This window comes from Streptococcus infantis (genome assembly GCF_047465525.1).
GTDB classification, from domain to species: Bacteria; Bacillota; Bacilli; order Lactobacillales; family Streptococcaceae; genus Streptococcus; species Streptococcus infantis_R.
Genome location: NZ_JASGZS010000016.1, coordinates 13950 through 27502, shown reverse-complemented (window position 1 = coordinate 27502; position 13553 = coordinate 13950). Strand labels below are relative to the sequence as shown.

Here is a 13553-nt window from a genome sequence, read left to right as displayed (position 1 = left end):
TTTGATTTGTTATTTTTTCAAACGTTCAACGTCACGCGCGATAACGAGTTCTTCATCCGTTGGAATTACCAGTACACGTACACTTGCTGCATCTGTCGAAATATCTCCGGTTGCACCAAAGACATTTTTCTCTGGATCTACATCGCAACCGAACCAAGAAATCCCTGAAATAACATCTTCACGTACATTAGTAGAATTTTCACCGATACCTGCTGTGAAAATAATAGCATCTGCTCCATTTAGGACTGCAAGGTATTGACCAATATGTTTTTGGATACGGTCAACATACATTTCATAAGCCAAAGTAGCATCGTGATCTCCTGCCTCCATAGCAGCAATTACATCACGCATATCACTTGACTTACCTGAAACACCCATCAACCCTGACTCACGATTGAGGATACGACTGATGTCCTCAGGCTTGTTAAAGTCCTCTGTATATTGCATTAAATAAGGAATGATAGCTGGGTCAATATCCCCTGTACGAGTTCCCATCATTACACCACCAAGTGGAGTGAATCCCATTGAGGTATCAACAGATTTCCCACCCTTAACAGCTGTAATAGAAGCACCATTACCGATGTGACAAGTGATTAACTTCAACTCTTCAAGTGGACGACCCAAGAGTTTTGCTGCTTCTTGAGCAACGTACTGATGGCTTGTACCGTGCGCTCCGTACTTACGAACCTTGTTTTCTGTGTAATATTTTGTTGGTAGAGGATAGCGATAAGCTTTCTCTGGCATTGTTGTATGGAAGGAAGTATCAAAAACAACGACACTCGTAATATCTGGCAATAATTCTTTGAAGGCGCGAATACCCGCAGCATTTGCAGGATTGTGCAATGGAGCAAGAAGACCTAACTCTTCAACTTTTTCAATTACATCACCTTCCACGACTGTAGACTCTTTGAAGTACTCTCCACCTGCAACGACACGGTGTCCAACACCAGTAATTTCATCATAAGCCTTGATAATATCAAAACGAATCAAGTCATCAAGCAAAATCTTAACTGCCAAAGTATGGTTGTCAATGTCAAGGACTTGTTGTTCTGAGCGACCATCGAACTTAACTGTAGAAATAGAATCTTTCAATCCAATTCGCTCAATCAACCCTTTTGCAAGCACTTTTTCTTCTGGCATTTGGTAAAGTTGCCATTTCAAGCTAGAGCTTCCAGCGTTAATTGCAATGGTTTTTGTCATAATGTTTCCCCTTTTTTAAGCGTTTTCAACTATTATATCAAAATTTATACTAGATTTCATGTTCTTGACACCAATTTTGAAAATTTTCCTTAAATTCCAACAAAATTTCAGGATCCCGAAGGCTAGTAAGTGGATAAACAAAGGGCTCTGTCCCTTCTCCCACCTTCTTTTGCAAAACAAAAATGGTCTTAGACTGGGCTCCTTGAGCGAATAGATCCTCTGGTAAAGCTAGGATAGCGACTAGTTGAGCTTGATCAGTCAGCCAGGATTTCAAGAGATCACTCTGAGGACTCGTCAAAAGATCTGTTGGAGCAAGGAAAATAGCATAACCTCCCGTCTTCAGATACTTGAGAGATTGCTCCATTAATAGATGATGAGCGTAAGTATGTTCATCCTTTGCTGCCACTTGGTAACGTGAGGCGATCTGATCGTCTGGGTAGTAGCCAATTGGGAGGTCGCTCACGATAATATCACTTTCTTTTAATACTTGTGGACGTACTGCATCTCCTTGGACAAAGCCCATTTGCAGATCCATAACTTCAGCCATACTTGCAGCTAAATCTATCAAGAGGTCATCTAGTTCAATCCCAAGGTAATCTACCTTTTTGTTCATGGACGTTAAGAAGCTAGCACCCAGAATTCCCATCCCAGATCCCAACTCTAATAAACTTAGATTTTCAGCAGGCCACAGTTGCTCCATCAGAAAAATCATCAAGTGACCAATGGCGTCTGGTGTAAACTGGTGATTTGCTTGGAGAGGTTCTGTTTGCGCTGCCTTCATTAACAAGAATTGGTAGGTTCGTAACCACTCTTCTTTTCGAAGAGCCAGTCGTTTTAATGCCTGATTGTTTTTCTTGATATCTTCCAGATTTGTCTGACCATCCAGATAGATTCCATTTTGCTCAATCAAGGCATCGTAAAAATTTGTCGTCAAATCATTTTGAATGATTTGGACGTTTTCTAGTAAATAGGTATATGCTTGTTCAATTTTTTCAAAATCCATACCCTTATCTTACCAAAAATAATGTCCTTTTTCCAGATTTTCATAATTGTGAAAATAAAAAAAAGAAAATCTACCTCCTCAGTAGACTTTCTCTGTTTAACATTTATTTCCAAACGCCATTGGCATCTACATAATAGCCATCTGGTGTGCGTGTATTGCTAAGCATATTACCAGATGAAGCCAGATAGTACCACTTACCATTATCTTTGATCCAACCTGTTGCCATTGCACCAGAATCTTTTAGGTAATACCAAGAGCCCTTATCTTTCACCCAGCCTGTTGCCATGGAACCTGAGTCTTTTAGATAATACCAAGTACCACCATCTTTAAGCCAGCCTGTCGCCATGGAACCTGAGTCTTTTAGGTAATACCAAGAGTCGTTATCATATAACCAATCAGCTGAAATCATAGCTCCTGATGATTTAAAGGCATACCAGCTACCACCTTGATGAAGCCATGTTTGATTAAACATAACCCCTTTATCATCCATAAAATACCAACTTCCCTGATCCTTGATCCAAGCATCTTTAACTAGTTGACCTTGTTTTTGATAGTACCACTTTTCACTGTAATTCTTTTTTAGCCAGCTTTCTGCTTTTACAATCGGATAAAGTATTTTGAAGGCTCCTGCCCCCCTGTAGGAATGACTGATAACTCCTGGTTTTTGAAGTTTCAATTCTTCATAGTCGTCTGCCCAAGCAAATACTTTTTGACCATTGACAGTCTCTGGTAAGGTAGCAGTGTAGGTCTTGGTTTGATAGTCCCATTTTGCATCAAGGTAGGTGTGTTGATCGTTTGATTCGTCAATACGGAAGTAACCACTCTTTCCACCGTCATGATACACATCATCAACTACTTTAGTGGACCAGGTCTTTGTTTCATTTCCACTCTTGGCTTCTACCTTGATATCTCCTCTATAGCCATAAGGTACATAGAAATTCAGGTAACGCCCCTCTGTACCGACCATAGACTTTTCCTTTTCTTGACCTAGAAAATTGACAGTCTGATCTTGACCATTTAAAGTAACTTTCCACTCAATTTTTTCGTTTTTGGGCAAATCCAAGACTTTGATATCTACTTCATGGCCATTATTAAATCGGAGAATTTTGCCATCTTGATATTGAACACCACCCTTAATAACCCACTCTTCTTCAAGCTCGAACGCCTTTCCTGAATGAGGAAAAGCTAGTAAAGCTAAACCTGCTAAAGACAAACTAAATAGTGTAATTTTTTTCATGAGAATTCCTCCTGTTTTTATCCATGTTAATTATATCACTATGTTGTTTTTTTGCAAGAGATATCCTAAATGTATATAGGAAAAACCTCTGAGATGACTCTCAAAGGTTTAATCATGACTATTTACTATTTTCGACAGCTGCTGTTACAAAAGCAGTGTAGAGTTCTTCTGGGCGGTTTGGACGACTTGAAAGCTCTGGGTGGTACTGACAAGCCACAAAGAATTTATTTTCTGGAATTTCCACAATTTCTACCAAACGATTATCTGGTGACACTCCTGAAAAGACAAAACCTGCTCCTTCAAACTGTTCACGAAAAGCATTGTTAAACTCATAACGGTGACGGTGACGGCGTTGCACCACCTCTTTGTTATGATAAGCTGCCGCTGCCTTAGAACCACGTTTTAACTTAGAAGGATAAAGTCCCAAACGAAGGGTACCACCCATGTCCTCAACATCAATCTGATCACGCATGATATCGATGATAGGGTATTTGGTATCAGGATTTAGCTCTGCTGAATTAGCTCCTTCAAGACCTAAGACATTACGGGCAAACTCGATACAGGTCAACTGCATACCCAAGCAGACTCCCAGCATTGGTACATCATTTTCACGCGCATAGCGAATCGCTTCAATCTTACCTTCTGTTCCGCGTTGACCAAAACCACCTGGCACGATGATTCCGTCAGCATCAGATAGGAGTTCTGCCACATTGTCAGCTGTCACATCGTTAGCATTGACCCAATCAATCTTGACTTCTGCGTCGTTAGCATAACCAGAGTGTTTCAAGGCTTCAACCACTGAGATATAGGCATCTTGCAACTCAACATACTTACCAACAAGGGAAATCTTGACTTGTTTCTTGAGGTTCATGACCTTGTCCACCATGGCTGACCATTCTGTCATATCCGCTGCTGGTGCGTCTAATTTCAAATGGTCACAGACAATTTGGTCCATACCTTGTGCCTGCAAGTTCAATGGAATTTGGTAAAGGTGTTCAACATCTAAAGACTCGATAACAGCCTCTGGAGCTACGTCACAAAACTGAGCCAGTTTGTTTTTAATTCCTTGACCTGCTGGCTCTTCTGTACGAATAACCAACATATTTGGTTGAATTCCCAAACCGCGTAATTCTTTGACAGAGTGTTGAGTTGGTTTGGTTTTCATTTCACCAGCTGCCTTGAGATATGGAAGCAAGGTTGTATGGATGTACATAACGTTATCTGCACCCACATCTGCCTTCATCTGACGGAGGGCCTCTAGGAATGGCAAGGACTCGATATCTCCAACAGTTCCACCGACCTCTGTGATAATGACATCAGAGTCAGTCGTTAGAGCTGCACGCTTGATTTTTTCTTTCAAAGCATCTGTGATATGAGGAATGACTTGAACAGTTGCCCCAAGGTATTCTCCACGGCGTTCTTTACGAAGAACTTCACTGTAAATTTTACCAGTTGTCACGTTGGAATATTTGTTAAGATTGATATCGATGAAACGTTCATAGTGACCCAAGTCCAAATCTGTCTCAGCCCCATCATCTGTCACAAAGACTTCCCCGTGCTGGTAAGGACTCATGGTTCCCGGATCGATATTGATATAAGGGTCAAATTTTTGAATGGTTACTTTGAAACCACGATTTTTCAAGAGACGGCCCAGACTCGCTGCCACAATCCCTTTCCCAATAGACGATACCACACCACCAGTTACAAAAATATATTTCGTAGACATAGATTCCTCTTTCTAAAATGCTCAAGCTAAAATGCTCAAGGTCTTGTTTACTAACAGGGGATTAAGAAAACAAGACCTTCATCAATAACTACACCCCAAGAAGAAAAGCTTCCTGGAAAAAACAAAAATAGCTCCCTAATAACTAGGGAGCTCCGACCTCTAAAAGAGGTGCCCGAACAATATATTACCTCAAAATGAAGCATTTGTCAAATAGAACAAATCGTTGACTTGGCATTCCATCTTGCATAACTCATTCAAACTAAAAAAGAGGCTGGATCTAGGAAATCGCGACTTAAGCGACCGATACCTGTTCCAGCACCTTTTTGTTTTTATTCTTCCTCTTCTTCAGAGTCTTCGTCGTCCTCTTCATTAAGATCGACTTCTTCATCTAGATCATCTGGGGCGATTTCATTGATTTCAGCATCGTAGGCTTCCACTTCATTTTTCTCATCATCTGGATTTTCATCATCATAAGAAAGAGCTGGATCTTCTTCGTATGCATCCTCATCTTCTGGATCATCTGCACTGTAATCAATAGCATCTGCATCACCATCCATAAAGGCGTTGACACGTTTTTTCTTAGCCTTAGGTGTTACTTCTTCATCATCACTTTCTTCAAGAGCAATGATTTCCTCATCGATTTCATCGACTCCATACCATGAACGAAGCCCCCATTTGTTATCTCCAAGGGAGATAAAGCTACCGTCAAAGTTCAACTCTGTGTAGAACAAAGGCAAAGCTTCACGAATATCGCTATTAGATGTACCGAGATAGTTTTGGATTTCATTAACCAAATCACTAAAATGCATTTCGTGATCACGACCACGGAGTTCCAAGATGGCACGAGCCACCTCAATCATAGATAGTTCACTTTTTTCTTGCCCAGCAAATACTTCTAATTCCAAAGCGTTTCTCCTCATTTTTTACTACTAACGCCAGAGTGGATAAACTCTGATCTCATTTTATCATGTACTCTTTATTGTACGATAATTTTGCCTAATAGTCAAAGGTTTAGGAGAAATAAATGTGAAATATTTCAGCTAATTAATACTCAATGAAAATCAAAGAGCAAACTAGGAAGCTAGCCACAGGCTGCTCAAAACACTGTTTTGAGGTTGCAGATGGAAGCTGACGTGGTTTGAAGAGATTTTCGAAGAGTATAAAAGACCTGGGAGATACACTCACAGGTCAGATACTTTATTTATAACTTAAAGCTCGTTTAAAGGTTTTCCAGATCCCCAAATCATCTGTTTGAAGGACCAAACTAGCATACATGCGTCCGATAAAGGCTGTTGCAGTAACTGCAAAAATCACCGTTATAGCAAGCGAAATCCAAGCCTCTAGTCCATTTGCGTAACCATTGATAGCTCTGAAAGGCATAAAGAAGGTTGAAACGAATGGAATGTAAGAACCGATTTTCAAGATTAAATTATCACCAGAAGTTCCTAAGACAGTTACTCCAATAAAACCTACCATAATCAAAAGCATCAAAGGCGATAAGGCCTTACCAGAATCTTCTGGTCGAGAAACCATAGAACCTAAGAAGGCAGCCAAGACCACATACATAAAGAGACTAACCAAGACAAACAACAAGGTATTGATCGAAAAGGCTTCTCCCAAGTGATTTAAAATACCTGAATTAGCCAAGATAGGCATATCCTTAAAGAAGAAAATAGCTCCAAGTCCACCTACAACATAAATACCAATATGAGTCAAAATAACAAGAAGTAAGGCAATCATGCGTGCGTAGAAATAATGGCTAGCACGAATGCTTGAGAAGACCACTTCCATGATTTTAGTTCCTTTTTCACTAGCTACCTCTTGAGCAGTGACACTAGCATAAGTAATCAAAATCATATAGAGGAAGAAACCTAGTCCTGCAGCCGCAAAGGTTTGGACCATCTTTTTATTTTCCTTGGCTTCATCAATCTGTTCTGTGAATTGAATTGTTTGAGCCAAGCGTTTTTCCTGTTCCTGAGACAAATTTGCTTCTGAACGGTTGAGTTGGGATTGAAGTTCATTCAACTTAGCAGTCACTGCTAACTTAATGCCACTCTCTAGTGAAGTTTCACCATGATAGACTGCCTTGAGGACACTGTTCTCCTGGTCAATGGTTAGATAGCCTTTTATTTTCTCATCCTTGATAGCAGCTTGGGCACTCGCTTCATCCTTATAGTCAAAGTTAAGACCATTGGTCGATTTAAGTTCTTCTGTAACAAGAGGAACAGAACTAACTACTGCTACCTTACTATTTTGAGCCAAGGAAGAACCTTGGAGAACACTAATTCCTCCAGATAGACCTAAAAAGAGGAAAGGCGAAATCACCATAAAGAAGAAACTCCAAGACTTGACATGTCTTAGATAGGTTTCTTTGATTACAACCCACATATTTCTCATACTTCCACCCCTGATTCTAATTTAAAGATTTCATCGATTGTTGGAGCTTGTTGATCAAAAGTCGCGATATATTGACCTTGAGTCAATATTGGGAAGAGCTCTCTACCTGCACTTTCATCATCCAAGATCAACTTCCAGCTACCTTGCTTGGTCAAGCTAACCTGTTTGACATGAGGAAGGCTCTCCAGTTCTTCCTTGCTTCGGTCACTTGAAACAAAAAGTCGTGTTTTGCCGTATTGATTGCGGACCTCTTGAACCGGTCCATGCAAGACCACACGCCCATCACGAATCATGAGGATATCATCACAAAGTTCTTCGACATTGGTCATGACATGGTCAGAAAAGATAATGGTCGCGCCACGTTCTTTTTCTTTCAAGATAACCCGCTTAAGAAGTTCGGTATTAACTGGATCCAAGCCACTAAAAGGCTCATCTAGGATAATCAAATCTGGTTCATGAATCAAAGTGATAATCAACTGAATCTTCTGTTGATTTCCTTTTGAGAGACTTTTGATCTTATCCGTCAGTTTCCCCTTGACTTCCAGTTTTTCCATCCATTGAGGGAGTTTTTCTTTGATTTCCTTAGAGTCCATGCCTTTTAGGGTCGCCAAGTAACGAACTTGTTCAAGGACTGTCAATTTAGGCATAAGACTGCGTTCTTCAGGGAGATAACCAATGCGAGCATAGGTCTCCTGACGAATGTCTTGACCATCAAGCTCAATCTCCCCTTGATAGTCTAAAAATTTCAAAATACTGTGAAAAATAGTTGTTTTCCCAGCTCCATTTTTACCAACCAGCCCTAAAATACGCCCTGGTCTTGCTTGAAAGTAAACACCAAACAAAACTTGCTTAGGCCCAAAACTTTTCTCTAGATTTCTTACTTCGAGCATCATCCACCTCCGAAATTTATTGCACTCATTATACTCCTTTTTGATAGCATTTACAATGATTTATGTACATTTTTAAATCTTGATTTCAAGAAGGATATTTACTGGATAAGGACTTTATTGGCTCATCACCAAGCATTTTAGTCCTCCAGATTTTAAGTGATAAATTTATTATACTCATTTCTTGATAAATCCGTTGTCTATATCCTCAAATGTTCATTTTCAGTCCTGAATTGTTACTACTAATCTTCATCATTCTGCCTAGCTTATCATGGTATTTTATGGTATATTTTTGATAGACTATAGATTATCATAAGCAAGGAATCTGATATGAAAAAAAGACTTAAACTCGAACCAAACAACAATAACTTAATCATTTGGGAAGCTGAACAACCAAAAGCCATTCTTCAGCTTGTACATGGCATGGTAGAATACGTAGAACGATATGAAGAATTTGCTCTAGCCATGAATAACAAAGGCTTTACTGTTATCGGCCATGATCATCTCGGCCACGGCTATACTGCTCAAAATCCAAGTCAACTCGGAGTCTTTCCTGAATCTCCCGAGGAACTCATCGATGATATTGAAAGAGTGACCTCTTTTATTCAAGAAAGCTATCCAGGACTTCCAATCGTCCTTCTAGGGCATTCTATGGGTTCTCTTATGTGTCGCTATTATGTAGCTAAACGAAAACCACCTATCAATGCCTTGATTATCATGGCGACTGGTCAACAGCCTCAATTTCTGACTCGATTCGCTCTCATACTAACAGAATGCATCCGACTTATAAAAGGGAATAAACACCGCAGTAAACTCTTGACTTATCTATCAACTGATAGCTTTAATCGAACTATTAAGAATCCTAAAACATCTGTCGATTGGCTCTCAAAAAATGAAGAATCCAACCAAGCTTATCTGAAGGATCCATTCTGTCAATTCATACCTACTATTCCTATGTACAGATCTATTTTTTACTTTTCTAACCAAGTAGCGAGTAAACAAGTGATCGAAGAGATTCCAACCCAACTCCCAATTCTTGTGATTTCGGGACAAGAAGACCCTCTAGGCGAAAATGGTAAAGGTATAGAAAGATTTGTAAAACTCCTAAAGGCTTCACATTCGAAAGTAAGCCTCCGATTAGTTGAAGAGGCTCGTCACGAAATTCTAAACGAGAATAATCGAAACGATACCTATCACTTCATAGCTGATTGGATGACAAAAAACATCGATGTCTGATCATCTTGTAACAGTATTAAAAAGGAGTTGTTTCCCCGTCAATTTGATTCAATCATCAGGCTAAAGCTTGATGATTTTTTCTACTAAAAAATCCATCCCTAGGGATGGATTGAAAATTTTTAACGCACTTCTGCATTCACTTTTTCTTCGAGTGATGCTTGGATTTTTTCCATGTAGCGTGCGACTTCTTCGTCAGTCAAGCTATCTTCTGGATTTTGGAAGGTCAAGCTATAAGCCATTGACTTCATACCAAGTCCTAGTTTTTCGCCTGAGAAAACGTCAAAGAGTTTGATATCTGTCAATCGTTTCACACCTGCAGCTTGGATAGCGTCTACAACTTCTTGGTGAGTGACTTCTGCTTTCAAGAGAAGAGCAATATCACGGCTGACTGCTGGGAACTTCGTAATTTCCACAAATGGAGCGGCTGGTTGAAGAGCTGTCTCAATAGCTGAAAGGTTGAGCTCTGCCACATAGGTTTCTGGAATGTCGTAAGCCTTGGCTGTAACAGGATGTACTTGACCGAGGAAACCAAGGACTTGGTCACCGAGTGAGATCAAAGCTGTACGTCCTGGGTGAAGACTAGCAATTTCAGAGGTTGCTGTATAAGCCACTTCAAGGCCCAAGCGAGCAAAGAGGGCTTCAAGGATTCCCTTAGCATAGAAGAAATCAACTGGAACAGCTGCGGTTTGGAAGTCTTTTTCAGCCACTAAGCCAGTCAAAGCAAATGCAAAGCTATTGATTTCATTTGGCAATTCTTCTTTTGGATTACCAGTTTGCTCGAAGACTTTTCCAATCTCATAAAGAGCCAAGTTTTTATTCTTACGTGCTACGTTGTAGGCAACTGTATCCAAAATACCTGAAACCATATTTTGACGGAGAACTGAACGGTCCACAGTCATTGGCCACATCAATTCTGTCAAATGACTTGGCTGAATCGTAAATTCAACCGCTTTTTCAGGAGTTGTCAGAGCATAAGTGATGATTTCTGTCAATCCAGCACCTTCAGCAATGGTACGAACTTGACGACGGAGTTTTTGTGTCGCAGTCAATTCACCTGCTGTCCCATCGTCTTTTGGAAGACTAGTTGGTAAGCGATCATAGCCATAGATACGAGCGATTTCTTCAAAGAGGTCCGCTTCGATAGTGATATCCCAACGACGACGAGGGACGCTTACTGTGAAGCTATCTGCATTTCCAGAAAGGCCAAATCCAAGACGACGGAAGACGTCCTTTACATCCGCGTAGGAAAGCTCGGTACCAAGAACACGGTTAACGTCTGCAAGAGTTGAAGAAACTTCCACATCAGATGTATCCAACTTACCTGCTGAAACGATACCTTTACGCACGGTCGCACCAGCCAATTCAGCAATCATGCTTGCTGCCGCATCAAGGGCTTCATTGACAGTTGCCACGTTGATGCCTTTTTCAAAGCGAGAAGAAGATTCTGAACGAAGGTTGAGGCGACCACTAGTCTTACGGATAGATTTGCCATTGAAAACTGCAGCTTCAAGGACGACACGAGTAGATTTTTCAGAGATTTCTGTAGCTTGACCACCCATAACACCTGCAAGGGCTACTGGTTTATCAGCAACAGTGATCACTAAGTCATTTGTTTCCAACTCACGTTCTTCACCGTCCAAGGTTACCAATTTTTCACCAGCACGTGCTTCACGCACACGGATCTCGCTTCCTTCAAAGGTATCTAAGTCGAAGGCATGCATAGGCTGACCAAAGTAAAGCAAGATATAGTTGGTTACGTCAACTACATTGTTAATCGGACGGATTCCTTCGTTCATGAGGAGATTTTGCAACCATTGTGGACTTGGTGCAATGGTCACATTGTCCAAGATACGGGCTGCATAGTAAGGCGCCTTGTCTGTCTCAATGCTGACAGAAAGAGCATCTGCTGCAGTTTGGTCTGTTTCTGTTAAACTGAATTCTTTAAAGTTGACTGCCTTGTCATAGATGGCTGCCACTTCGTGAGCAACTCCACGCATAGAAAGAGCATCTGCACGGTTTGGAGTGATAGAAAGTTCGATGATTTCATCATCCAAGTCTAGATAAGAGAAGACTTCATCCCCAGGAACAGCATCTTGAGGCAAGATTTGGATACCATCTGCAAATTCCTTAGGTACAACTGAGTCAGAAATACCCAATTCACCAAGTGAACAGATCATTCCAAGTGACTCTAAGCCACGGATTTTCCCTTTTTTGATTTTGTAGTTGTCAGCGATGCGAGCACCTGGAAGTGCCACCATGACCTTGATACCTGCGCGCACATTTGGTGCTCCACAGACGATTTGACGGGCTTCTTCTTCGCCAACGTTAACTTGGCAGACATGCAAGTGTGTTTCTGGCACATCTTCACAAGACAAGACCTCACCGACGACAATTTTTGAGAGACCGGCAGCTGGTGATTCCACACCTTCTACCTCAATCCCTGTAGTTGACATTTTCTCAGCCAACTCTTGTGATGGTACATCAATGTCCACCAATTCTTTTAACCATTTGTATGATACTAACATAATTCTGATCGTAAGATCTCATCAATCGAGACCTTTTCAATTCCTTTCTTTTTCTTCGAGTAAGCTCTTGCCATTTCTCGCCGAGAGGAAATGACTAGAACTGTATAGGATTGTGTTTCAGGTTTCAAGCTTATTTAAACTGTTCTGAGAAGCGGACATCCCCTTGGTAGAATCCACGAATATCGTTGATTCCGTAACGAAGCATAGCTACACGCTCTTGTCCAAGACCAAAGGCAAATCCAGAGTAAACAGTCGCATCGATACCACTCATCTCAAGGACACGTGGGTGAACCATACCGGCACCCATAATCTCGATCCAACCAGTTTTCTTACATACGTTACAGCCTGCTCCTCCACACTTGAAGCATGAAACATCCACCTCAACAGATGGCTCAGTGAATGGGAAATAAGATGGGCGTAAACGAATTTGACGCTCTTCACCAAACATTTTTTGTACAATCAACTGGAGGGTTCCTTGAAGATCCGCCATAGAGATGTTCTTCCCAACAACCAAACCTTCAATTTGGTGGAATTGGTGACTGTGGGTTGCATCGTCTGTATCACGACGGAATACACGTCCTGGTGAGATCATCTTCAAAGGACCTTTAGAAAAATCATGGGCATCCATCGCACGCGCCTGAACTGGAGACGTGTGAGTACGGAGCAAGATTTCTTCTGTGATATAGAAAGTGTCCTGCATATCACGGGCAGGGTGGTCTTTTGGAAGATTCATACGTTCAAAGTTGTAGTAGTCTTTTTCAACTTCAAATCCATCCACGACTTGGTAACCCATCCCGATGAAGATATCTTCGATTTCTTCACTAGTTTGAGTGAGAACGTGACGGTGACCTGTAGCAACTGGGCGACCTGGTAGTGTAACATCGATGCTCTCACTAGCTAGTTGCGCTTCCACTTTCTTTTCTTCCAAGAGCTTAGCTGTTTCTTCAAAGGCAGCTGTTAGGACATCACGAGCCTCATTGACGTGTTTTCCGATAACAGGGCGCATTTCAGCAGAAACGTCTTTCATCCCTTTAAGGATTTCAGTCAGTGACCCTTTTTTACCGAGGACTGAGACACGCAATTCTTGCATCTCTTTTTCATTTTCAGCAGTAATCTGCTTCAAGCTAGCTAGCGTTTCTTCACGAAGCGCTTTTAATTGTTCTTCAATAGTTGACATAATTCCTCCATCAGTCTCTCGTAGATAAAAAGAAAACCACATGCCAAAAACTCCATTCGGAGCGTTGACACGCGGTACCATCCGTTTTCATCTGACAAGTCAGACCTTTATTTCTGAATCCATAGGCAAGTGAATTCACCCAGCTTTCATATAGAGAGCTTTCAG

10 protein-coding genes are annotated in these 13553 nt (G+C 41.1%); 1 reads left to right on the top strand and 9 read right to left on the bottom strand.

The window, feature by feature from the left end; genetic code table 11:
• Nucleotides 1-9: 9 nt before the first annotated feature.
• From QM374_RS07015 to QM374_RS06985, 7 genes are all read right to left on the bottom strand, one after another.
• A complete protein-coding gene (locus tag QM374_RS07015) occupies nucleotides 10-1200 on the bottom strand; it encodes an acetate kinase (RefSeq protein WP_414311290.1) in 1191 nt (396 codons plus the stop codon).
• Nucleotides 1201-1249: 49 nt separating this feature from the next.
• Nucleotides 1250-2203 (bottom strand): class I SAM-dependent methyltransferase, encoded by a 954-nt coding sequence (locus QM374_RS07010; RefSeq protein WP_414311289.1) that lies wholly within the window; start codon nucleotides 2201-2203, stop codon nucleotides 1250-1252.
• A gap of 103 nt (nucleotides 2204-2306) precedes the next feature.
• Nucleotides 2307-3440, bottom strand: coding sequence for an N-acetylmuramoyl-L-alanine amidase family protein (locus QM374_RS07005; protein ID WP_414311288.1), 1134 nt, complete (start codon nucleotides 3438-3440; stop codon nucleotides 2307-2309).
• A gap of 118 nt (nucleotides 3441-3558) precedes the next feature.
• Nucleotides 3559-5166 (bottom strand): CTP synthase, encoded by a 1608-nt coding sequence (locus QM374_RS07000; RefSeq protein ID WP_414311287.1) that lies wholly within the window; start codon nucleotides 5164-5166, stop codon nucleotides 3559-3561.
• Between the two features lie 329 nt (nucleotides 5167-5495).
• Complete coding sequence (gene rpoE, locus QM374_RS06995) at nucleotides 5496-6071, bottom strand: DNA-directed RNA polymerase subunit delta (RefSeq protein WP_075232134.1); 576 nt, start codon at nucleotides 6069-6071, stop codon at nucleotides 5496-5498.
• A 292-nt stretch (nucleotides 6072-6363) separates the two neighbouring features.
• On the bottom strand, nucleotides 6364-7563 hold the full coding sequence (locus tag QM374_RS06990; RefSeq protein ID WP_414311286.1) for an ABC transporter permease: 1200 nt from the start codon (nucleotides 7561-7563) through the stop codon (nucleotides 6364-6366).
• Complete coding sequence (locus tag QM374_RS06985) at nucleotides 7560-8453, bottom strand: ABC transporter ATP-binding protein (RefSeq protein WP_414311305.1); 894 nt, start codon at nucleotides 8451-8453, stop codon at nucleotides 7560-7562. The genes QM374_RS06990 and QM374_RS06985 overlap by 4 nt, the downstream gene beginning before the upstream one ends.
• A 327-nt stretch (nucleotides 8454-8780) precedes the next feature.
• Here QM374_RS06985 and QM374_RS06980 point away from each other — a divergent pair, with 327 nt between their 5' ends.
• Nucleotides 8781-9686, top strand: a complete 906-nt coding sequence (locus tag QM374_RS06980; protein ID WP_414311285.1) for an alpha/beta fold hydrolase — start codon at nucleotides 8781-8783, stop codon at nucleotides 9684-9686.
• A 119-nt stretch (nucleotides 9687-9805) separates the two neighbouring features.
• Here QM374_RS06980 and pheT read toward each other — a convergent pair whose 3' ends face one another.
• Entirely contained in the window at nucleotides 9806-12211 is a 2406-nt protein-coding gene (gene pheT / locus QM374_RS06975) for a phenylalanine--tRNA ligase subunit beta (RefSeq protein ID WP_414311284.1), read from the bottom strand.
• Between the two features lie 130 nt (nucleotides 12212-12341).
• A complete protein-coding gene (gene pheS / locus QM374_RS06970) occupies nucleotides 12342-13388 on the bottom strand; it encodes a phenylalanine--tRNA ligase subunit alpha (RefSeq protein WP_414311283.1) in 1047 nt (348 codons plus the stop codon).
• Nucleotides 13389-13553 lie beyond the last annotated feature (165 nt).

Excerpts from the sequence above, each read along its gene's own strand:
- QM374_RS07015 (WP_414311290.1), bottom strand. The coding sequence starts at position 1,200 with ATGACAAAAACCATTGCAATTAACGCTGGAAGCTCTAGCTTGAAATGG.
- QM374_RS07010 (WP_414311289.1), bottom strand. The coding sequence starts at position 2,203 with ATGGATTTTGAAAAAATTGAACAAGCATATACCTATTTACTAGAAAAC.
- QM374_RS07005 (WP_414311288.1), bottom strand. The coding sequence starts at position 3,440 with ATGAAAAAAATTACACTATTTAGTTTGTCTTTAGCAGGTTTAGCTTTA.
- QM374_RS07000 (WP_414311287.1), bottom strand. The coding sequence starts at position 5,166 with ATGTCTACGAAATATATTTTTGTAACTGGTGGTGTGGTATCGTCTATT.
- QM374_RS06990 (WP_414311286.1), bottom strand. The coding sequence starts at position 7,563 with ATGAGAAATATGTGGGTTGTAATCAAAGAAACCTATCTAAGACATGTC.
- QM374_RS06985 (WP_414311305.1), bottom strand. The coding sequence starts at position 8,453 with ATGCTCGAAGTAAGAAATCTAGAGAAAAGTTTTGGGCCTAAGCAAGTT.
- QM374_RS06980 (WP_414311285.1), top strand. The coding sequence starts at position 8,781 with ATGAAAAAAAGACTTAAACTCGAACCAAACAACAATAACTTAATCATT.
- pheT (WP_414311284.1), bottom strand. The coding sequence starts at position 12,211 with ATGTTAGTATCATACAAATGGTTAAAAGAATTGGTGGACATTGATGTA.
- pheS (WP_414311283.1), bottom strand. The coding sequence starts at position 13,388 with ATGTCAACTATTGAAGAACAATTAAAAGCGCTTCGTGAAGAAACGCTA.